Consider the following 23,812-nt stretch of genomic DNA (forward strand, 5'->3'; position numbering starts at 1 on the left):
TTTCTCCGAAAGGACCTGCGGCACAGTGCGCACCGATCTCGTCAAGCCACTCCCTGTCGCACTCCTGGAGAACGCGACCCGTTTCCCCCGCAAGGTGGCCTTCCAGGACGACCGGCGAGCGGTCACCTACGGCGACCTGGAGGCGCGGACGCGCCGGCTCGCCGGACATCTGGCGGGCCTGGGCGTCCGGCGCGGGGACCGGGTGGCCATCTGCCTCGGCAACACGGTGTCCACTGTGGAGAGTTACCTCGCGGTCGTGCGCGTCGCCGGCATCGGCGTACCGCTCAACCCCGCCTCGGCCCTGGCCGAGCTGGAGTACCTGCTGGCCGACAGCGGGGCCACGGTGGTCATCACCGATCCCGTGCAGGCGGAGAGGCTGCGGCGCTCGCCGGCCGTGGCGCCCGGGATCACGCTGCTGGTGACCGGCGACGTCCCGGCGGGGGCCGGAGCCCACTCGTACGACGCACTCGCCGTCCGCGAGCCGGCCGTGCCCGCCCGGGACGACCTCGGCCTCGACGACGTGGCCTGGATGTTCTACACGTCCGGAACGACCGGCCGTCCCAAGGGCGTCCTGTCGACGCAGCGCAACTGCCTCTGGTCCGTGGCCTCTTGCTACGTGCCGATTCCGGGACTGACGGAACAGGACCGGGTGCTCTGGCCCCTCCCGCTGTTCCACAGCCTCTCGCACATCGCGTGCGTCCTGTCCGTCACCGTGGTCGGCGCCACGGCCCGGATCATGGACGGCAGTTCCGCGCAGGACGTGATCGGGGCCCTGCGCGAGGACAACTCGACCTTCCTGGCCGGGGTTCCCACCACGTACCACCACCTGGTGACGGCCGCCCAGGAGAACGGTTTCTCCGCACCCGGCCTGCGGATCGGCCTCGTCGGCGGAGCGGTCACCGGATCCCGGCTGCGCCGCGACTTCGAGGAGGTCTTCGGCGTCCCGCTGGTCGACGCCTACGGCAGCACCGAAACGTGCGGGGCCATCACCATCAACCCGCCGGACGGAGCCCGGGTCGACGGCTCCTGCGGCCTGCCCGTGCCGGGCGTCGGCGTCCGCATCGTCAACCCCGACACCGGGCTGGACGTCCCCGCCGGTCAGGAGGGGGAGGTGTGGGTCAGCGGACCGAACGTCATGGTCGGCTACCACAACAGCCCTGAGGCGACCGCCGCGGCGATGCAGGACGGCTGGTACCGGACCGGAGACCTGGCCCGGCGGGACGAGGCCGGCTACTTCAGCATCTGCGGCCGGATCAAGGAACTCGTCATCCGCGGCGGGGAGAACATCCACCCCGAGGAGATCGAGGCGGTCCTGCGCACCGTCGAGGGTGTCGCCGACGCGGCGGTGGCCGGCGTGCCGCACGAGACGCTCGGGGAGGTCCCGGTCGCGTACGTGGTCCCCGGCCCCGCCGGCTTCGACACCGCGACGCTGATCGACCGGTGCCGCGAGCAGCTCGCCGCCTACAAGGTGCCGGAGCAGGTCCACGAGGTCGACGCCATCCCCCGGACCGCATCGGGCAAGATCAAGCGCCGCATGCTGGCCGATCAGCCGAGCCGGCTGCGGTACGAGGCGATCGGACACCACGACGCGCCGGTGGGCAGCCGGCCCGACGCGACCGTCGCGGCAGCCCTGCGGGACCGGCTGTCCGGTCTGGACGAACGCGCGCAGCTGGCACTGCTCGAAGACCTGGTCCGTACGCAGGCCGCCGTCGTGCTGCAGAAGCCGGGACCGGATTCCGTCCCGTCCGACCGGGCTTTCCGCGACCTGGGCTTCACCTCGATGGCCATCGTCGCCCTGCGCAACCGGCTGGTGGAGAGCACCGGGCTGGCGCTGCCCACCACCGTCGTCTTCGACCACCCCACTCCGGTGGCCCTGGCGGGCCGCATGCGGGCCGAGGCCCTCGGGATCACCGGGCCGGTGAGCGAGGCGGTCATGGCGGCCGACCCCGGCGAACCGCTCGCGATCGTGGGGATGGCGTGCCGTCTGCCGGGTGGCGTGGCGGGGCCGGAGGACCTGTGGCGCCTGGTCTCCGAGGGCCGGGACGCCCTGTCCTCCTTCCCCGAGGACCGAGGCTGGGACCTGGACGGCCTCTTCGACCCGGACCCCGGCCGTGCGGGTACCTCGTACACGGACCAGGGCGGGTTCCTGCACGAGGCGGGGCTCTTCGACGCGGGGTTCTTCGGGATCTCGCCGCGCGAGGCGCTGGCCATGGACCCGCAGCAGCGGCTGCTGCTGGAGACCTCGTGGGAGGCGCTGGAGCGGGCGGGCATCGACCCCGTCGCGCTGAAGGGCAGCGACGTCGGGGTGTTCTCCGGTCTGTTCGGCCAGGGGTACGGGACCGGCGCCGCCACGGTGGCCCCGGAGCTGGAAGGCTTCGCCACCACGGGTTCTGCGACGAGCGTGGCCTCGGGCCGCGTGTCGTACGTGCTCGGCCTCGAGGGTCCGGCAGTCACGGTGGACACGGCCTGTTCCTCGTCGCTGGTGGCGATGCACCTGGCGGCGCAGGCGCTGCGGCAGGGCGAGTGCTCGATGGCGCTCGCCGGCGGTGTGTCGGTCATGGCGACGCCCGACCACTTCGTGGAGTTCTCCCGGCAGCGGGCCCTGGCCGCAGACGGCCGGTGCAAGGCCTTCGCCTCGGCGGCCGACGGCACGGGCTGGGCCGAGGGCGTCGGTGTGGTGGTGCTGGAGCGGCTGTCGGTGGCGCGCGAGCGCGGCCACCGGGTGCTCGCCGTACTGCGCGGCAGCGCGGTGAACCAGGACGGTGCGTCGAACGGTCTGACCGCGCCGAACGGGCTCTCGCAGCAGCGGGTGATCCGCAGGGCGCTGGCCGGCGCAGGGCTGGCGACGGCGGACGTGGACGTCGTCGAGGCCCACGGGACCGGTACCGCCCTGGGCGACCCGATCGAGGCCCAGGCGCTCCTGGCCACGTACGGGCAGGGCCGTGATGCGGAACACCCGCTGTGGCTGGGTTCCCTGAAGTCGAACATCGGTCACACGCAGGCGGCTGCCGGTGTGGCCGGTGTGATCAAGATGGTGCAGGCGCTGCGCCACGGCGTCATGCCGGCGACCCTGCACGTGGATGCGCCCACCCCCCAGGTCGACTGGTCCGCGGGTGCGGTGGAGCTGCTGACCGAGGCCCGCGAGTGGCCGCGCAGCGGCCGGCCGCGCCGGGCAGGCGTGTCCTCGTTCGGCGTCAGCGGGACGAATGCGCACCTGATCCTGGAAGAGGCGCCCGCGGACGAGGCGCAGGAGCCGGCGCCGGCTGCGGGTGTGGTGCCGTTGGTGGTGTCGGCGCGGAGCGCCGGTTCGCTCGCGGGGCAGGCCGGGCGGCTGGCGTCGTTCGTCGAGGGTGCCGGTGAGGTGTCGCTGGCGGAGGTGGCCGGGGCGCTGGTCTCGGGTCGTGCGGTGCACGGCGACCGCGCTGTCGTCGTCGCGGGTTCGCACGGGGAGGCGCTGGCCGGTCTGCAGGCGCTGGCGCGCGGGGAGAGCGCGCCCGGTCTGGTGACCGGTTCGGGTACGCCGGGCAAGGTCGTGTGGGTGTTCCCGGTCGCTGAGCGAGGTGCTGCGCGGTGAGACCGAGCCCGGGTTCCTGGACCGGGTCGACGTACTGCAGCCGGCGAGCTTCGCCGTGATGGTCGGCCTGGCGGCCGTGTGGTCGTCGGTGGGCCTGGAGCCGGACGCCGTGCTCGGCCACTCGCAGGGCGAGATCGCCGCCGCTTGCGTGGCCGGCGCGCTGTCGCTGGAGGACGCGGCGCGTGTGGTGGCCCTGCGCAGCCAGGCGATTGCCGAGGAGCTGGCCGGGCGGGGCGGTATGGCGTCGGTCGCGCTGAGCGCGGACGAGGCGGTCGTACGGCTGGAGCCGTGGGCGGACCGGGTCGAGGTGGCCGCGGTCAACGGCCCGGCCTCCGTGGTGATCGCCGGTGACGCCGAGGCGCTCGACGAGGCCCTCGAAACGCTGTCCGGTGCGGGCGTCCGGGTGCGCCGGGTCGCGGTGGACTACGCCTCGCACACCCGGCACGTGGAAGCGATTCGCGACACCCTCGCCGAAACGCTGGCCGGGATCGACGCGCAGGCCCCGAAGGTGCCCTTCCGCTCCACGGTGACCGGTACGTGGGTGGAGGACGCCGACGTCCTGGACGGCGCCTACTGGTACCGGAACCTGCGCGGCCAGGTGGGCTTCGGCCCGGCCGTGGCCGAGCTGCTCGAGCAGGGCCACGGGGTGTTCGTGGAGGTCAGCGGGGTCCTGCCCGCCGGGGCCGGGTCCGTACACGTGGACCTGCCCACGTACGCCTTCGACCACCAGCACTACTGGCTCCGGACGGCCGCTTCGGCGACCGATGCGGCCTCGCTGGGACTCGCCGGGGGCGGTCACCCGCTGCTCGGCGCGGTCGTCGGCATGCCGAACTCGGCCGGCCTCATGGCCACGTCGAGCTGGTCGCTCCGGTCGCAGCCCTGGCTCGTGGACCACCAGGTGTCCGATGCCGTCGTGGTACCGAACGCCGCCCTGGTCGAGCTGTCCATCCGGCTCGGTGACCTGGCCGCCACCCCCGTACTGGACGTACTGACCGTCGATACGCCGGTCGTGCTGCCGCAGCGGGCCAGCCGCAGCATCCAGGTGATCGTGGGCGAGCCCGACGAGTCGGGACGGCGGCCGGTGGAGATCTTCTCCCGCGCCGCGGACGCCCCGCTGGACGCGCAGTGGACGCGGCACGCGCACGGCGCGCTGGCCCCCGCCGGCGCCACCGCGACCCCCGCGAGCGACGGACCCGTCACCCAAGTCGCCCTGGAAGGCGCCGCTCTCCGCGACGCGGGCCGGTACGGGGTGCACCCCGCGCTGCTGGACGCCGCCGTCCGTACGTTCGTCCCCGAAGGCATGCTCGCCTCCGTGTGGACCGGGGTGTCCCTGCTGGCTTCCGGCGCCGCCGCTCTGCAGGTGCGTCCGGGCGGGACGTCGGCGGAGGGGACCGGTCTGCATCTGACCGACCCCACGGGGCAGCCCGTCATGACCGTCGAGGCGGTACGAGGAACTCCGTTCTCCCCCGAGGAGGCAGGGATCGCCGGTGGGTTGCCGCACGACGCCCTGTTCCGCGTCGAGTGGACGCAATGTGCGCTTCCCGCCCAGGACCGCTCCCTCGACATCCTGACCGTCGCGACCGGCGAGGACGTCACCGCCTCGGCCCGGTCGGCCGCGTCGGTCCCCGACGTCCTGCTGTACGAGGCCGAGGCCTTGAGCGCGGCGGCCGACCCCCGCGCATCGGTCAACGCGACGCTGGCCGTACTCCAGGCCTGGCTCGCGGAACCCGTCCTGGCGGAAACCCGGCTGGCCGTGGTCACCGGGGACTGCGCCGAACCGGACGCGGCCGCGGTCTGGGGTCTGGTCCGCTCGGCGCAGTCGGAGCATCCGGACCGGATCGTCCTCGCGGACCTCGACGACGCCTCCCGGTCCGCTCTGCCGGGCGTCGTGCTGAGCGGCGAACCGCAGCTGAGGCTGCGGGAGGGCGTGGCGCAGGTGCCCCGGCTGGTCCGCGTGCCCCTCTCGCAGGACGGGCCGCCGGCCGGAGCCGGACGGCACCCGCGGCCGCTCGACACCGAGGGCACCGTACTGATCACCGGCGGCACCGGGACGCTGGGTGCGATGACCGCACGGCACCTGGTCACCGCGTACGGCATCCGTCACCTGGTCCTGGCCGGCCGCCGGGGTCATGCCCCGGAGCTCCACGACGAGCTGAGCGCGCTGGGCGCGTCCGTCACCATCGCCGCCTGCGACACGGCGGACCGGGCCCAGCTCGAGGCCCTCCTGCGGGCGATACCGGCCGAGCACCCGCTCACCGCCGTCGTGCACTCGGCCGGCGTCCTGGACGACGGGGTGCTCACCGAGCTGACCCCGGACCGCGTCGACACCGTGCTGCGGCCCAAGGCGGACGCGGCGCTCCACCTGCACGAGCTCACCCGGGACCTGGACCTCGCCGCGTTCGTGCTGTTCTCCTCGGCGGCGGGCGTGCTGGGCAACCCAGGGCAGGCCAACTACGCCGCGGCCAACGCCTACCTGGATGCACTGGCGCACCGGCGCCGCGGCCTCGGTCTGCCGGCCGTCTCCCTCGCCTGGGGCTACTGGGCGACGGTCAGCGGCATGACCGAACACCTGGGCGCCGCAGACCTGCGCCGCAACCGGCGCATCGGCATGAGCGGGCTCTCCGCGAGCGAGGGAATGGCCCTGCTGGACGCCGCCCTGGGCGCCGGCGCGGGCACCGCCGACACGCTGGTGGCGGCGAAGTTCGACGTGTCCGCCCTGCGGGCGGCTGCGGCCGAGGCTCCGGTGCCGCCGCTGCTGCGGGGTCTGGCCCCGTCGCCGCGACCGGCGGCGCGGACCGCCGCTGCGTCCGGGCCCGAGTCGCTGAGGGAGAGCCTCGCCGGTCTGGGCGACGCCGAGCAGACCGAGGCCCTGCTCGAACTGGTCCGGCGGCACGCCGCCGACGTGCTCGGGCACACCACTGCCGATGCCGTCCACGCGACCCGGACCTTCAAGGAGGCCGGATTCGACTCGCTGACCGCAGTGGAACTGCGCAACCGCCTCGCGATGGCGACCGGTCTGACCCTCTCCCCGGCGATGATCTTCGACTACCCGAAGCCGACGGCGCTCGCCGAGCGCCTGCGCGCCAAGCTCTTCGGCGGTACGCCGCACCGTCCGGCCGAGACCGGGGCGCCCGCCGGGACCACCGACGAGCCGATCGCGATCGTGGCGATGGCCTGCCGCTTCCCGGCCGGCGTGCACAGTCCGGAGGACCTCTGGCGGGTCGTGGCCGACGGCGTCGACGTCGTCAGCGAGTTCCCCGACGACCGCGGCTGGGACACCGAGCGGGTCTTCAACGCCGATCCCGACCACGCCGGCACCACGTACGTACGCCACGGCGCGTTCCTCGACGACGCCGCAGGCTTCGACGCCGCGTTCTTCGGCATCTCGCCGAACGAGGCGCTGGCGATGGACCCGCAGCAGCGCCTGCTGCTCGAAACGTCATGGGAGGCCTTCGAACGGGCCGCGATCGACCCGACCACGCTGGCCGGTGAGGACGTCGGCGTCTTCGTCGGGGTCAACAGCCACGACTACAGCGTGCGGATGCACCAGGCGTCCGGTGTCGAGGGATTCCGCCTCACCGGCGGTTCGGGCAGCGTCACCTCCGGCCGCATCGCCTACCACTTCGGCTTCGAGGGCCCCGCCCTCACGGTCGACACGGCATGCTCCTCCTCCCTCGTGGCCCTGCACCTGGCGGCGCAGGCGCTGAACCGGGGCGAGTGCTCCATGGCGCTGGCGGGCGGTGTGATGGTGATGGGCACCGTGGAGACCTTCGTCGAGTTCTCCCGGCAGCGCGGACTGGCCCCCGACGGCCGCTGCAAGGCGTTCGCCGACGGTGCGGACGGCACCGGCTGGTCCGAGGGCGCGGGGCTGCTGCTCGTGGAGCGGCTGTCGGACGCCCGTCGCCGGGGCCACCAGGTGCTGGCCGTGGTCCGAGGGTCCGCGGTGAACCAGGACGGCGCCTCGAACGGTCTGACGGCCCCGAACGGCCCGGCGCAGCAGCGGGTGATCCGCAAGGCGCTCGCCCATGCCGGTCTCGGCACCTCGGACGTGGACGCCGTGGAGGCGCACGGCACGGGCACGACGCTCGGCGACCCGATCGAGGCGGACGCGCTCCTGGCGACCTACGGCCAGGACCGGCAGGCCGACCGGCCGCTGTGGCTCGGGTCCGTGAAGTCGAACATAGGGCACACCCAGGGGGCGGCAGGCGTCGCAGGCGTGATCAAGATGGTCATGGCCATGCGGCACGGAGTCCTCCCGAAGACGCTGCACGTGGACCGTCCGTCGTCCCACGTCGACTGGTCCGCGGGCGCCGTGGAACTGCTGACCGAGGCCCGTGACTGGCCGCGCAGCGGCCGGCCCCGCCGAGCCGGCGTGTCCTCCTTCGGCATCGGCGGCACCAACGCGCACGTCGTCATCGAAGAGGCGCCCGACCAGCCGCCGGCTCCCGCGCCGGAGCCCGGACCGGAGCCGACCGGCGTCCTGGTACCGGTGCCCGTATCGGCGCGGACGCCCGCCGGACTGCGCGGCCAGGCCGACCGGCTCGCCCGGTTCTTCGACGCGCGGCCCGACATACGCCTGACCGATGCCGCCCACGCGCTCGCCACCACGCGTGCCCAGCTCGACCACCGGGCCGTCGTCCTGGCATCCGACAGGGAACGGCTCGCCGCCGACCTGAGCGCCTTCGCGCGGGGCGAAGCGAGCCACGCCGTCGTCTCCGGCACCCCGGCCCCGGGCAAACTGGCCGTCCTCTTCACGGGTCAGGGCAGCCAGTGGGCCGGCATGGGCCGCGAACTCGCCCAGACCTACCCGGTCTTCCGCGAGGCCTTCGCCGCCGCCTGTGCCGCCGTCGAAGAGCACCTGCACGAGCACGCGGCGCGCCCGCTGCGCGACGTGGTGTTCGCCGCGCCGGGATCGCCCGACAGCGAACTGCTCGACCAGACCATGTACACGCAGGGCGCCCTGTTCGCCCTGGAGACCGCGCTGTTCCGGCTCTTCGAGTCCTGGGGGGTGCGACCGGACCTGGTCGCGGGCCACTCGATCGGAGAGATCACCGCTGCGCACGTCTCCGGAGTCCTCGGGCTGGCCGAAGCGGGCCGACTGATCGCCGCCCGCGGCCGGTTGATGCAGTCCCTGCCCGAGGGCGGCGCGATGGTCGCCGTCCAGGCGACCGAGGCCGACGTCGCCCCCGTGCTGGCCCGGGCCCGCGGTGTGGTCTGCGTCGCGGCGGTGAACAGCCCCGACTCGCTGGTGCTCTCCGGCGCCGAGGACGCGGTGCTCGCCGCCGCCGACGAACTGGCCGGCCGCGGCCACAAGACGCGCAGGCTGCCGGTCAGCCACGCCTTCCACTCCCCGCTCATGGAGCCCGTTCTCGACGAGTTCCGCACGGTCCTGGAGAGCCTGTCGTACCGGCCGGGCACGCTTCCCGTCGTCTCCACACTGACCGGCGAACCCGTCCGGGAGGGGCAGCTCTGCACCCCCGGGTACTGGGTCGACGAGGCGCGGAACGCGGTGCGGTTCAGCGATGCCGTCATCGCGCTGAGCGACCTCGGAGCGACGACGTTCCTCGAACTGGGCCCCGGAGGGATCCTCGCCGCGATGGCGCTCGGCTCGCTCGGCGACCGGGAGCAGAGCTGCATCGCCACCCTGCGCAAGGACGGCGCGGAGCCCGTCGGCGTCATGTCCGCCCTCGCGGAACTGCACGTACGCGGTGTGGCCGTGGACTGGGAGGCCGTGCTGGGCCGGCCCGCCACGCAGACCGGGGCCGACCTGCCCACGTACGCCTTCCAGCACCAGAGGTACTGGGTCGAGGCCGACGAGACCTCGAAGGGCGGCGCGGAAGCCCTCGGCACCGCCGGCGCCGGGCACCCGCTGCTCGGCACCGTCATCGAGATGCCGGGCGACGACGGCGGGAGCGGCGTCGTCCTGACCGGGCGGCTGTCGCCGCGGAGCCGCGGCTGGCTCCCCGGGGCCGCGGCGAAGGACGGCGCCATCAAGGTTCCGGCCGCCGCGCTCCTGGAGATGATCGTCAGGGCCGGCAACGAGGTGGACTGCGGAAGCCTCGAAGAGGTCGTCGTCGAGGCGCCGTTGACGGTGCCGGAGCACGGCCACACCCAGGTGCGGGTGTCGGTCGCCGGCCCGGGTCCCGACGGGCGCCGCCGCGTCGCCGTCCACGGCCGGCCCCTCGACCCCGGGCAAGGTCCCTGGACGTGCCATGCACGCGCCGTACTGGTCCCGGGAATGCCGCAGCCGACGTTCGACCTGCGGGACTGGCCGCTGCCGGCAGACCGTGACGCGCTCCTCCCAGGGGCGCACCGCGTGTGGCAGCAGGACGGGCAGACCTTCGCGGAGATCGTTCTTCCGGCCGAACTGGCCGACGAAGCCGCCGAGTTCACTTTGCACCCGGTGCTCCTCGACACCGCACTGCGCGTCCTGGATCCCCGTGGCACCGCGGACCTGTCCGTCTGCGCCGGCCTGGCCGTGTACGCGCAAGGCGCCGCCTCGCTGCGGCTGCGGATCATGCCTGCGCCGGACGGCCGCCCTCTGCTGGAGCTCGCGGACCCGGCCGGTGAACCGGTGGCGGTCCTCGGCCCGTTGACCCTGACCACCCCGCCCGCAGAGGGCGCCGACGTACCGGTCACGACGGAGAAGCCGGGCGCCTGCGCTGCCGAAGCGCGGACGCCTTCCGTCGCCCTCACCCGGCGCGTGGTGTCGCGCGGCGAAGGCGCCGGCGATGCGATCGCCGGCCGGCTGGCCGGGCTGTCGGCCGCGGAGCAGCAGCGTGTGGTGATGGACCTGGTCCAGCAGAGCACCGCGTTCGTACTCGGCCACCGCACGCCGGACGGGCTCGACGAGGCGGAGTCCTTCAAGAGCCTCGGATTCGACTCCCTCAGCGCGGTCAAGCTCTGCAACCGCCTGCGCGACCTCACCGGGGTGGACCTTCCCAGCACGCTGGTCTTCGACTACCCGACACTCACCCTCCTCGCCGCCCACCTGCGCGGCGAACTGCTCGGCGAGCAGGCGGCGGTGCCCGCCCCGGCCGCGGCGGCGGCCTCCGCTCCCGACGAGCCGATCGCGATCGTCGCCATGAGCACCCGGCTGCCGGGCGGGGCGGACAGTCCCGAGGAGCTGTGGAAGCTCGTGAGGGAGCAGCGGGACGCGGTCTCCGGCTTCCCGCTCGACCGCGGCTGGGACCTCGAGGGGCTGTACCACCCGGACCCGGCCCACCCGGGTACGAGCTACACCCGCTCGGGCGGATTCCTCCACGAGGCGGCGCAGTTCGACGCCGGGCTCTTCGGGATCTCCCCGCGTGAGGCCCTCGCGATGGACCCGCAGCAGCGGCTGCTGCTGGAGACCTCCTGGGAGGCGCTGGAGCGGGCGGGCATCGACCCGCACTCCACCAAGGGCAGTGACATCGGCGTCTTCACCGGAATCGTCCACCACGACTACGTGACCCGGCTCCACCAGGTGCCCGAGGACGTCCAGGGCTACCTCATGACCGGCACGGCGGCGAGCGTGGCCTCGGGCCGCGTGTCGTACGTGTTCGGCTTCGAGGGTCCTGCGGTCACGGTGGACACGGCGTGCTCGTCCTCGCTGGTGGCCATCCACCTGGCGGCGCAGTCGCTGCGGCAGGGCGAGTGCTCGATGGCGCTCGCCGGCGGCGCGACGGTCATGGCGAGTCCGGACGCCTTCATGGAGTTCTCGCGCCAGCGCGGCCTGTCCGCCGACGGCCGGTGCAAGGCGTTCTCTTCGGCGGCCGACGGCACCGGCTGGGCCGAGGGCGTCGGTGTGGTCGTACTGGAACGGCTGTCGGTGGCGCGCGAGCGCGGGCACCGGGTGCTGGCGGTGCTGCGCGGCAGCGCGGTCAACCAGGACGGCGCGTCGAACGGTCTGACCGCGCCCAACGGTCCCTCGCAGCAGCGGGTGATCCGCAGGGCGCTGGACACGGCGGGACTGACTCCCGCGGACGTCGACGTCGTGGAGGCCCACGGGACCGGTACGGCCCTGGGCGACCCGATCGAGGCGCAGGCCCTGCTGGCGACGTACGGGCGGGACCGGGATCCGCAGCAGCCGCTGTGGCTCGGCTCGCTGAAGTCGAACATCGGCCACGCGCAGGCTGCCGCGGGTGTGGCCGGTGTGATCAAGATGGTGATGGCCATGCAGCACGGCGTCATGCCCGCCACGCTCCATGTGGACGAACCCACCCCGCAGGTGGACTGGTCCGCGGGTGCGGTGGAGCTGCTGACCGAGGCCCGGGAGTGGACGCGCCACGGCCGTCCGCGCCGGGCCGGGGTCTCCTCGTTCGGGGCCAGCGGGACGAATGCGCACCTGATCCTGGAGGAGGCGCCCGCGGAAGAGCCGCAGGAGCCGCCGGCGTCTGCAGGTGTGGTGCCGTTGGTGGTGTCGGCGCGCAGTGCCGGTTCGCTCGCCGGCCAGGCAGGGCGGCTGGCGGCGTTCGTCGAGGGAGCCGACGGTGTGCCGCTGCCGGGAGTGGCCGGGGCGCTGCTGTCGGGCCGCGCGGTGCTGGGAGAGCGTGCGGTCGTGGTGGCCGGCTCGGACGAGGAGGCGCTCGCAGGGCTGCAGGCGCTGGCTCGGGGCGAGAGCGCGCCCGGTGTGGTCCGCGGCAGTGCCGGCTCGGGCAAGCCGGGCAAGGTCGTGTGGGTGTTCCCGGGCCAGGGCTCGCAGTGGGCGGGCATGGGGCGGGAGTTGCTCGACTCCTCGCCGGTCTTCGCCGAGCGGATCGCGGAATGTGCTGCCGCTCTGGAGCCGTGGATCGACTGGTCGCTGATCGAGGTGCTGCGGGGCGACACCGAGCCCGAGCTCATGGAGCGGGTCGACGTGTTGCAGCCGGCCAGCTTCGCCGTGATGGTGGGCCTGGCGGCCGTGTGGAGTTCCGCAGGAGTGCAGCCGGGCGCCGTGCTCGGTCACTCCCAGGGCGAGATCGCCGCGGCCTGTGTCGCAGGGGCCCTGTCGCTGGACGACGCGGCCCGCGTGGTGGCGTTGCGCAGCCAGGTCATCGCGAAGGAGCTGGCCGGACGCGGCGGTATGGCCTCGGTCGCGCTGAGCGCCGACGTCGCGGTGGCGTGGCTGGAGCCGTGGGCGGACCGGGTCGAGGTCGCCGCGGTCAACGGGCCGTCCTCCGTGGTCATCGCCGGTGACGCCGAGGCGCTGGACGAGGTGCTGGAGACGCTGGCGGGTCAGGGCGTCCGGGTGCGCCGGGTCGCGGTGGACTACGCCTCGCACACCCGGCACGTGGAGGACGTTCGCGACACGCTCGCCGAGGCCCTGGCCGGGATCGACGCGCAGGCCCCGAAGGTGCCGTTCTACTCCACCGCGACCGGCGGCTGGGTGGCGGACGCCGACGTCCTCGACGCCGGGTACTGGTACCGGAACCTGCGCGGCCAGGTGGGCTTCGGCCCGGCCGTGGCCGAGCTGATGGGTCAGGGCCACGGGGTGTTCGTGGAGGTCAGCGCCCACCCGGTGCTGGTCCAGCCGATCACCGAGACCGCTGACGACACCGGGACCGATGCGCTGGTGACGGGTTCGCTGCGGCGCGAGGACGGGGGCCTGCGACGGCTGTTCGCCTCGATGGCCGAGCTGTTCGTCCGCGGCGTGGCCGTGGACTGGAGCGGTGTCCTGCCCGCCGGGGCCGGGTCCGTACGCGTGGACCTGCCGACGTACGCCTTCGACCACCAGCACTACTGGCTCCACGAGGCGGAGGCGGCCGCCGACGCCGCCGAGACGGCCGAAGGCGCCGACTCCGACTTCTGGGCCGCGGTCGAACGAGCCGATCCGGACTCCCTCGGCGAGCTGCTGGAGATGGCGTCGGCCGACCAGCGCAGCGCCCTGGACACCGTCGTCCCCGTACTGGCGGAATGGCGGGGGAAGCGCCGCGAGAGGTCGACGGCCGAGAAGCTGCGCTACCACGTCACCTGGCAGCCGCTCGAACGCGAAGCGGCCGGCGTACCCGGGGGCCGATGGCTGGTCGTCGTACCGGCCGCACGTCCCGACGGCAGTGCGACCGACGCCCTCCTGGACGAGCTGACGGGTCTCGGACTCGGCACCGTCCTGCTGGAGATCGGTGAGGGCGACCGTACGCGGGAACGGCTCGCCAAGCTGCTGACCGGCGTCCTGGCAGCACACGACCTGACCGGCGTGCTGTCCCTGCTGGCCCTGGAGGAGCAGACGGGCAGCGGCCTGCAGGACCCGACCGCGGTCACGGCGTCGACGCTCGCGCTGATCCAGGCCCTGGCGGACAACAACGCCACCCAGCCGCTGTGGTGCCTGACCCGGGGCGCGGTGAACATCGGCATCCACGACACCCTCACCTCGCCGGTGCAGGCGTCGCTGTGGGGCCTCGGCCGCGCCGCTGCGCTGGAACGGCTCGACCGGTGGGGCGGTCTGGTCGACCTGCCCGCCGTGAGCGACCCGCGTACGGCCCGGTACCTGCTCGGAGTGCTGAACTCCGCCGCCGACGAGGACCAGCTCGCGGTCCGGCGGTCGGGCGTGTACACCCGGCGCCTGGTGCGCAAGCCCGTCCCGGAGTCCACCGGCGACGCCGGCTGGCAGCCCCGGGGCACGGTCCTGGTGACCGGCGGCGCCGAGGGGCTGGGCAAGCACGTCGCGCTCTGGCTCGCGCAGGCCGGCGCCGACCGGCTCATCGTCACCACGACCGCGCAGGCATCCGACGGGAGCGTGTCGGACCTGCGGGCCGAACTGGCCGGGCTGGGCGTCGCCACCACGGTGGGGTCGTGCGCGGACTCCGACCGGGACGCGATCGCGCAGCTGGTCTCCGAGGCGGCCGCGGAACAGCCGGTCACGGCCGTGGTGCACGCCGCCGACGTCACGCAGACCAGTTCCATCGACGACACCGGCGTCGCCGACCTCGCCGGGGTGTTCGCGGCCAAGGTGGACACCGCCCTATGGCTGGACGGGCTGTTCGAGGACACCCCGCTCGACGCGTTCGTCGTCTTCTCCTCGATCGCGGGTGTGTGGGGCGGCGGCGGCCAGGGTCCGTCCGGAGCGGCCAACGCCGTCCTCGACGCCCTGATCGAGTGGCGCCGCGCCCGTGGACTGAGGGCGACGTCGATCGCCTGGGGAGCCCTCGACCAGATCGGCGTGGGCATGGACGAGGCAGCCCTCGCCCAGCTCCGGCGCCGTGGCGTCCTTCCCGTGGCCCCTCAGCTGGCGGTCACCGCGATGGTGCAGGCGGTCCAGGGCAACGAGAAGTTCGTGGCGGTGGCCGACATGGACTGGGGGGCCTTCATCCCCGCGTTCACCTCGGTCCGCACCAGCCCCCTGTTCGCCGACCTGCCCGAGGCGAAGAAGGCCCTCCAGGCCCTGCAGGGCGACGGCGGGAACAGCGACGCCGCCACGTCCCTCGCGGACTCCCTGCGGGCGGTCCCGGACACCGAGCAGGACCGCATCCTGCTCCGGCTGGTCCGCGGCCACGCCTCGACGGTCCTCGGCCACAGCGGCGCGGAGGGCATCGGCCCGCGCCAGGCGTTCCAGGAGGTCGGCTTCGACTCGCTTGCCGCCGTCAACCTCCGCAACAGCCTGAACGCGGCCACCGGACTGCGCCTGCCCGCAACGCTGATCTTCGACTACCCCACCCCGGAAGCGCTGGTCGGGTACCTGCGCTCCGAACTCCTCCGGGAGACCGGCGACGGTCTGGACGAGCGGGAGGACGAGCTCAGGCAGGTCCTGGCGTCCGTGCCGTTCGCCCGGTTCAAGGAAGCCGGGGTGCTGGACACCCTCCTCGGCCTCGCCGAGGCCGACATGGACGCGGACGCGGGCGCGGACGCGCCGGAAGTGGAGCCGTCGGCGGCCGCCGCCGACGTGGAACTGATCGACGCCATGGACGTTGCCGATCTGGTGCAGCGGGCCCTGGGCAAGACGAGCTGATCGCCTGTGAACGAATCGTGGAGGATGGATATGTCGGCGCCCGACCAGCAGGTCGTCGAGGCACTGCGTGCCTCGCTGAAGGAGAACGCCCGGCTTCAGCAGGAGAACAGCACACTGGTCGCGGCAGCCGCGGAGCCCATCGCGATCGTGTCCATGGCCTGCCGGTACGCCGGCGGAATCCGCGGGCCGGAGGACTTCTGGCGCGTGGTGTCCGAGGGCGCCGACGTGTACAGCACGTTCCCCGAGGACCGCGGCTGGGACGTCGAGGGCCTCTACCACCCGGACCCCGACAACCCCGGTACGACGTACGTGCGCGAAGGCGCCTTCCTGCACGACGCCGCGCAGTTCGACGCCGGGTTCTTCGGCATCTCGCCGCGTGAGGCCCTGGCGATGGACCCCCAGCAGCGACAGCTGCTCGAGGTGTCCTGGGAGACCTTCGAGCGGGCCGGCATCGACCCCCACTCGGTACGCGGCAGCGACATCGGCGTGTTCGCCGGAATCGTGCACCAGGACTACGCGCCCGACCTGAGCGGCTTCGAGGGGTACCTCAGCCTGGAGCGCGCCCTGGGCACGGCGGGCGGTGTCGCCTCCGGGCGGGTCGCCTACACCCTGGGGCTCGAGGGTCCCGCGGTGACGGTCGACACCATGTGCTCCTCCTCGCTGGTCGCGATCCACCTCGCCGCCCAGGCGCTGCGCCGGGGCGAGTGCTCCATGGCGCTCGCGGGCGGCTCGACGGTCATGGCGACGCCGGGCGGGTTCGTCGGCTTCGCGCGTCAGCGCGCACTCGCCTTCGACGGGCGCTGCAAGTCCTACGCCGCCGGCGCCGACGGCTCCGGCTGGGCCGAGGGCGTGGGCGTGGTGCTGCTGGAGCGGCTGTCGGTGGCACAGGAGCGAGGGCACCAGGTACTGGCCGTGATCCGCGGCAGCGCGGTCAACCAGGACGGCGCCTCCAACGGTCTGACGGCGCCGAACGGTCCGTCGCAGCAGCGGGTGATCCGCAAGGCGCTCGACAGCGCGGGGCTCACCCCGGCCGACGTGGACGCGGTGGAGGGCCACGGCACGGGCACGGTGCTGGGCGACCCGATCGAGGCGCAGGCGCTGCTGGCGACGTACGGGCAGGGCCGCGACCCCGAACAGCCGCTGTGGCTCGGCTCGGTCAAGTCCGTCATCGGGCACACGCAGGCGGCGTCCGGTGTCGCCGCCGTGATCAACATGGTCCAGGCGCTGCGGCACCGTACGCTCCCGGCCACCCTGCACGTGGACGCGCCCACCCCCCAGGTCGACTGGTCCTCAGGTGCGGTGGAGCTGCTGACCGAGGCCCGCGAGTGGCCGCGCAGCGGCCATCCCCGCCGCGCAGGCGTCTCCGCCTTCGGTGCCAGTGGCACGAACGCGCACATGATCCTGGAGGAGGCGCCGCAGGAGGCCGCGGAGCCCGTCACCGAGGAAGACCGGCCTGCCGGTGCGGTGCCGCTGGTGGTGTCGGCGGGAACGGCCGGCTCGCTGGCGACCCAGGCCGGGCGGCTCGCGGAATTCCTCGAGGGCGCCGACGAGGTGCCGCTGGCGGACGTGGCCCGAGCGCTGGTGTCGGGCCGTGCGGTGCTGGGCGAGCGCGCAGTCGTCGTCGCGGGTTCGGACGACGAGGCGCTGGCCGGTCTGCAGGCGCTGGCGCGCGGGGAGAGCGCGCCCGGTCTGGTGACCGGTTCGGGTACGCCGGGCAAGGTCGTGTGGGTGTTCCCGATCGCGGAGTGCGCTGCCGCGCTGGAGCGGTGGGTCGACTGGTCGCTGCTGGACGTGCTGCGCGGCGAGACCGAGCCCGGGTTCCTGCAGCGGGTCGACGTGGTGCAGCCGGCCAGCTTCGCCGTGATGGTGGGCCTGGCAGCCGTATGGGCGTCCGTGGGCGTGGAGCCCGATGCGGTGCTCGGTCACTCGCAGGGTGAGATCGCCGCCGCGTGTGTGGCGGGTGCGCTGTCGCTGGAGGACGCGGCGCGTGTGGTGGCGCTGCTGATCGCCGGTGACGCCGAGGCGCTCGACGAGGCGCTGGACGCGCTGGACGACCAGGGCGTCCGGATACGCCGGGTGGCCGTGGACTACGCGTCCCACACCCGGCACGTGGAGGCCATCCGCGACACGCTGGCCGAAGCGCTGGCCGGCGTCACCGCCAAGGCGCCGACGGTGCCGTTCTACTCCACCGTCACCGGCAGCTGGGTGGCGGACGCCGACGTCCTCGACGGCGCCTACTGGTACCGGAACCTGCGCGGCCAGGTGGGCTTCGGCCCGGCCGTGGCCGAGCTGCTCGAGCAGGGCCACGGGGTGTTCGTGGAGGTCGTCCGCCCGCATCGACCTGCCGACGTACGCCTTCGACCACCAGCACTACTGGATCCAGATGGCCGGGTCGGCCACCGACGCGGCCTCGCTCGGGCTGACCGGGGCCGATCACCCGCTGCTCGGCGCGGTGGTGCAGCTGCCGCAGTCCGACGGGCTGGTCTTCACCTCGCGGCTCTCGCTGCGGACCCACCCCTGGCTGGCCGGTCACGCGATCGGCGGCGTGGTCATCATCCCCGGCACGATGTACGTCGACCTCGCGGTGCGGGCCGGCGACGAGTTCGGGTACGGCGTCCTGGAAGAGCTCGTGATCGAGTCGCCGCTGGTGCTGCCCGAGCAGGGCGGCGTGCGGCTGCAGGTCGCGGTCGGCGGACCGGGCGAGACCGGCTCCCGCACGGTGGACGTGTACTCCCAGCGCGAGGACGCCGTCGGCGAGGGCGGCGCGAACGAATGGACGCGGCACGCCACCGGACTCCTGGCGGCCTCGTCGGCGACACGGAAGACGGCTCAGGCATACGACTTCGCCGCGTGGCCGCCGCCGGGTGCCGAGCCGGTCGAGGTCGGGAACTTCTACACCGGCCTGCTCGAGCGCGGCTACGCGTACGGCCCGGCGTTCCAGGGCCTGCGGGCGGTGTGGCGGCGCGGTGACGAGGTCTTCGCCGAGGCCGTCCTGCCCGAGGAGCAGCGGGAGGAGGCCGGCAAGTTCGGCATGCACCCGGCGCTGCTCGACGCCGCCCTCCACACGAACGCCTTCGCCAATCCGGACGACGACCGCCAGGTGCTGCCGTTCGCGTGGAACGGGCTGGTGCTGCACGCCGTGGGTGCCTCGGCACTGCGGGTGCGGGTCGCCCCGTGCGGGCCGGACGCACTGTCGTTCCAGGCCGCCGACGAGACCGGCGGCATGGTCCTGACGATGGACTCGCTGGTGTCCCTGCCCGTGTCCACCGACCAGTTGGGCGCCGCGGCAGGCGATGAGAGCCGCGACTCGCTGTTCGGCGTGGAGTGGACCGAGCTGCCCCCGGCCGAAGGGGCGGAGCCCGCTCCGTCGTGGGCGGCCGTTTCCGGTGCCGACGACGTGCTGGCTCTGGCAGGGAGCGCCGCCGTCCCGGCGGTGGCGGTCCTCCAGGCCGTGACCGGCGCCGACGGCGAGGACGCGGTACTGGAGTCGACCTCCCGGGTGCTGGAGGTCGTCCAGGCCTGGCTCGCCGGGACCGGGCTGGAGGAGTCGCGCCTGGTCGTGGTGACCCGGGGCGCGGTCCCCGCCGGCGACGGCAAGGTCACCGACCCGGCAGGATCGGCCGTCTGGGGTCTGGTGCGTGCCGCGCAGGCCGAGAACCCGGACCGGATCATTCTGATCGACACCGACCCGGCCTCCGGTGACGGAGCGGTTCCCGTCCTGGGCGCGGTGCTGGCCGGCGGTGAGCCGCAGGTCGCGGTGCGCGGAGCGGCCCTCTCCGTCCCCCGGCTCGTCCGGGCCGGCGGAGAGGTCCCCGACGGGCCCGCGGTGTTCCGCGCCGAGGGGACCGTCCTGGTCACGGGTGGCACCGGGGCCCTGGGCGGTCTGGTGGCCCGTCACCTGGTCACCCGGCACGGGGTGCGGCACCTGCTGCTGGCCGGCCGTCGTGGTCCGGCCGCCGAGGGGGTGCAGGAGCTGGTCGCCGAACTCACCGAGCTGGGTGCTGCCGTGTCCGTGGCGGCCTGTGACGTGTCCGACCGCGCCCAGGTCGAGGCCCTGCTGGCGTCGGTGCCGGCCGAGCGCCGGCTGACCGGCGTCGTGCACCTGGCCGGTGTGCTGGACGACGGTGTGATCGCGACGCTGACCCCGGAGCGGCTCGCGAAGGTGTTCGCGCCGAAGGTGGATGCGGTACGGCACTTGGACGAGCTGACCCGTGGCCTCGACCTCGACGCGTTCATCGTGTTCTCGTCCGCGGCCTCGCTCATGGGGTCGGCCGGCCAGGGCAACTACGCGGCGGCGAACGCCTTCCTCGACGGTCTGATGGCCGGCCGTCGGGCGGCGGGCCTGCCCGCCCTGTCACTGGCCTGGGGCCTGTGGGAGCAGAGCAACGGCCTGACCGCGCACCTCAGCGCCGTCGACCAGGCCCGCATGAGCCGCGGTGGCGTGCTGGCGATGACGCCGGCCGAGGGCCTGCACATCTTCGACGTCGGCCTGCACGCGGACCAGGCGCTGCTGGTGCCGATCAAGCTGGACCTGAAGACCATGCGGAGCCAGGCGGCAGCCGGCGGAGGAGTTCCGCACCTGCTGCGCGGCCTGGTCCGCGCGAGTCGGCGCGTGGCGCGTGCGGCTGCCGGGGACAGCAGCGGACTGGTCCGCCGGCTCGCCGGGCTGTCGGCGGCCGAGCAGGAGAGCATCCTGCTGACCGTCGTCCAGGCCGAGTCGGGCAACGTACTCGGTTTCAGCGGCCCCGAACTGGCCCAGGGGACCCGTGGGTTCAGCGACATCGGGTTCGACTCGCTGACCGCGGTCGAGCTGCGGAACCGGCTGAGCGCGGCGACCGGCGTGAAGCTGCCGGCCACGCTGATCTTCGACTACCCCACCCCGGTCGCGCTCGCCCGCCACCTGCGCGAGGAGCTCGATGACGCGGCGGCGGCCGGCACCCCTGCCGCGGCTGCGGCCGCCGTCGCGGATCCGGACGAGCCGATCGCGATCGTCGGCATGGCATGCCGGCTGCCGGGCGGGGTCTCGGACCCCGACGGCCTGTGGCAGCTGGTGTCCGAAGGCCGTGAGGGCATGTCCTCCTTCCCCGACGACCGCGGCTGGGACCTGGACGGCCTGTACGGCCCGGACCCCGACCGTACGGGCACCTCGGCCACCGACCAGGGCGGATTCCTCCGCGAGGCCGCCCAGTTCGACGCCGCGTTCTTCGGCATCTCGCCGAACGAGGCGCTGGCGATGGACCCGCAGCAGCGGCTGCTGCTGGAGACCTCCTGGGAGGCGCTGGAGCGGGCGGGCATCGACCCGAGCACGGCACAGGGCAGCGACATCGGCGTCTTCTCCGGTGTCTCCATCCACGACTACGTCGAGTCCCTGACGCACATGCCCGCGGAACTCGAAGGCTTCGTCACGACCGCCACGGCGGGCAGCGTGGCCTCGGGCCGCGTGTCGTACGCCTTCGGCTTCGAGGGCCCCGCGGTCACCGTGGACACGGCCTGCTCCTCGTCCCTGGTGGCGATGCACCTGGCGGCGCAGGCGCTGCGCCAGGGCGAGTGCTCGATGGCGCTCGCCGGCGGTGTCGCCGTCATGGGATCGCCGATCGGAATCCTCGGCATGTCGCGCCAGCGCGGCATGGCCGCTGACGGCCGGTGCAAGGCGTACGCGGACGGCGCGGACGGCACGGTGCTCTCCGAAGGCGTCGGTCTGGTGGTGCTGGAGCGGCTGTCGGTGGCGCGCGAGCGCGGCCACCGTGTACTCGCCGTACTGCGCGGCAGCGCGGTCAACCAGGACGGTGCGTCGAACGGTCTGACGGCGCCGAACGGTCCTTCGCAGCAGCGGGTGATCCGCAAGGCCCTGGCCGGCGCCGGACTCTCCCCGTCCGACGTGGACGTGGTCGAGGGCCATGGCACGGGTACCGCCCTGGGCGACCCGATCGAGGCGCAGGCGCTGCTCGCCACGTACGGCAAGGGCCGCGACCCGGAGCAGCCGCTGTGGCTGGGCTCGCTGAAGTCGAACATCGGTCACACGCAGGCGGCTGCCGGTGTGGCCGGCGTGATCAAGATGGTGCAGGCGCTGCGCCACGGGGTCATGCCGCGCACGCTGCACGTACACGAGCCTTCGAGCCAGGTGGACTGGTCCGCGGGTGCCATCGAGCTGCTGACGGAGGCGCGGGAGTGGCCCCGCAACGGCCGGCCGCGCCGGGTCGGTGTTTCCTCGTTCGGTATCAGCGGGACGAACGCGCACCTGATCCTGGAGGAGGCGCCGACGGAGACGGCCGAGGCTGTCGCGCAGGCGTCCGCTCCGGCCGGTGTGGTGCCGCTGGTGGTGTCGGCGCGGAGCGCCGCCTCGCTCGCGGGTCAGGCCGGGCGGCTTGCGGCGTTCGTCGAGGGCGCCGACGGGGTGTCGCCGGCGGACGTGGCCGGAGCGCTGGTGTCGGGCCGTACGCTCTTCGGCGAGCGTGCGGTCGTGGTCGCCGGCTCGGGCGAGGAGGCGCTGGCCGGTCTGCAGGCGCTGGCGCGGGGTGAGGGCGCGCCCGGTGTGGTGTCCGGTAGCGCGACCGCTTCGGGCAGGGTCGTGTGGGTGTTCCCGGGTCAGGGCTCGCAGTGGGCGGGTATGGGCCGGGAACTCCTGGACTCTTCTGCGGTGTTCGCGGAGCGGATCGCGGAGTGTGCGGCTGCGCTGGAGCCGTGGATCGACTGGTCGCTGACCGAGGTGCTGCGCGGCGAGGCCGAGCCCGGGCTGTTGGAGCGGGTCGATGTGCTCCAGCCGGCGAGTTTCGCGGTGATGGTGGGTCTGGCGGCGGTGTGGGAGTCGGTCGGGGTCAAGCCCGATGCGGTGCTCGGTCACTCGCAGGGTGAGATCGCCGCCGCGTGTGTGGCGGGTGCGCTGTCGCTGGAGGACGCGGCGCGTGTGGTGGCGCTGCCTGGAAGCGCTGTCGGGCCAGGGCATCCGCGTCCGCCGGGTGGCGGTGGACTACGCCTCCCACACCCGCCACGTGGAGGCCATCTCCCACACGCTCGCCGAAACACTGGCCGGGATCGACGCCCAGGCCCCGACGGTGCCGTTCTACTCCACCGTCGCCGGCGGCTGGGTGGCGGACGCCGGCGTCCTGGACGGCGACTACTGGTACCGGAACCTGCGAGGCCAGGTGGGCTTCGGTCCCGCCGTGGCCGACCTGCTCGACCAGGGTCACGGCGTGTTCGTCGAGGTCAGCGCCCACCCCGTACTGGTCCAGCCGATCACGGAGACCGTGGACACCACCGACACCGATGTGGTGGTGACCGGCTCGCTGCGCCGCGAGGACGGCGGCCTGCGACGGCTGCTGGCCTCGATGGCCGAGCTGTTCGTGCGGGGCGTGGCCGTGGACTGGAGCGGCGTGCTCCCGCAGACGGCGCCGTCGCGGCGCGTGGACCTGCCGACGTACGCCTTCGACCACCGGCACTACTGGCTCCAGACGGCCGCGACGGCCTCGGACGCGGCGTCGCTGGGACAGACGACGGCCGATCACCCGCTGCTGGGCGCGGTGGTGCAGTTGCCGCAGTCCGATGGGTTGGTGTTCACCTCGCGGCTGTCGCTGAAGTCGCACCCCTGGCTGGCCGATCACACGATCGGTGGTGTGGTGCTCCTCGCCGGTACCGGGCTGGTGGAACTCGCGGTGCGGGCCGGCGACGAGGCCGGCTGCGGAGTCCTGGAGGAACTCGTCATCGAGGCGCCGCTGGTCGTGCCCGAGCACGGCGGAGTACGGGTCCAGGTCGCCGTCGGCGGACCGGACGAGAACGGCTCGCGCACGGTGGAGATCTACTCCCAGCGTGAGGACGCCGCCGGTGAGGGGGTGTGGACGCGGCACGCCACCGGTGTGCTGTCGGCCACGGCCCAGCCGGGCGCCGTGGGCAGCGGTTTCGACTTCGCGGCCTGGCCGCCGGCCGGCGCGCAGCCGGTCGAGGTCGGGGAGTTCTACTCCGGCCTGGTCGAGCGCGGTTACGGCTATGGGCCGTCCTTCCAGGGTCTGCGGGCGGTGTGGCGGCGCGGCGAGGAGCTCTTCGCCGAGGTGGCCCTGCCAGAGGAGCAGCGCAAGGACGCCGGCAGGTTCGGCATCCACCCCGCGCTGCTGGATGCGGCCCTGCACGCCGGGGCGGTCGACGCCACGACGGCGGAGGGACAGCTGCAGCCGCTCGACTGGAACGGGCTGGTGCTGCACGCCGCGGGTGCCTCGGCCCTGCGGGTACGGCTGGCGCCCTTCGGCCCGGATGCCCTGTCCGTCGAGGCGGCCGACGAGACCGGTGGCCTGGTGGTGACCCTGGACTCGCTGGTGTCCCGGGCGGTGTCCGCCGAGCAGTTGGAG

2 protein-coding genes and 3 pseudogenes are annotated in these 23,812 nt (G+C 73.8%); all 5 read left to right on the plus strand.

Translation table 11 applies throughout. The features are described from left to right. The first annotated feature begins 25 nt into the window (after positions 1-25). Positions 26-3,574, plus strand: coding sequence for a beta-ketoacyl synthase N-terminal-like domain-containing protein (locus IF09_RS0131250; protein ID WP_030301478.1), 3,549 nt, complete (start codon positions 26-28; stop codon positions 3,572-3,574). Further along, the gene (locus IF09_RS47440; protein ID WP_158710091.1) at positions 3,561-15,476 is read left to right on the plus strand and encodes a type I polyketide synthase; all 11,916 of its coding nucleotides are present in this window, start codon (positions 3,561-3,563) and stop codon (positions 15,474-15,476) included. Before IF09_RS0131250 ends, IF09_RS47440 begins: the two co-directional genes overlap by 14 nt. 54 nt (positions 15,477-15,530) lie before the next feature. Continuing rightward, positions 15,531-17,798, plus strand: a pseudogene (locus tag IF09_RS46510) (type I polyketide synthase); the annotation flags it as partial. A 61-nt stretch (positions 17,799-17,859) separates the two neighbouring features. Beyond that, positions 17,860-18,681: pseudogene (locus IF09_RS48610) on the plus strand (polyketide synthase dehydratase domain-containing protein); the annotation flags it as partial. A 30-nt stretch (positions 18,682-18,711) separates the two neighbouring features. Then, positions 18,712-23,812: pseudogene (locus IF09_RS48615) on the plus strand (type I polyketide synthase); the annotation flags it as partial.

The organism is Streptomyces katrae (assembly GCF_000717655.1).
Taxonomy (GTDB): domain Bacteria; phylum Actinomycetota; class Actinomycetes; order Streptomycetales; family Streptomycetaceae; genus Streptomyces; species Streptomyces katrae_B.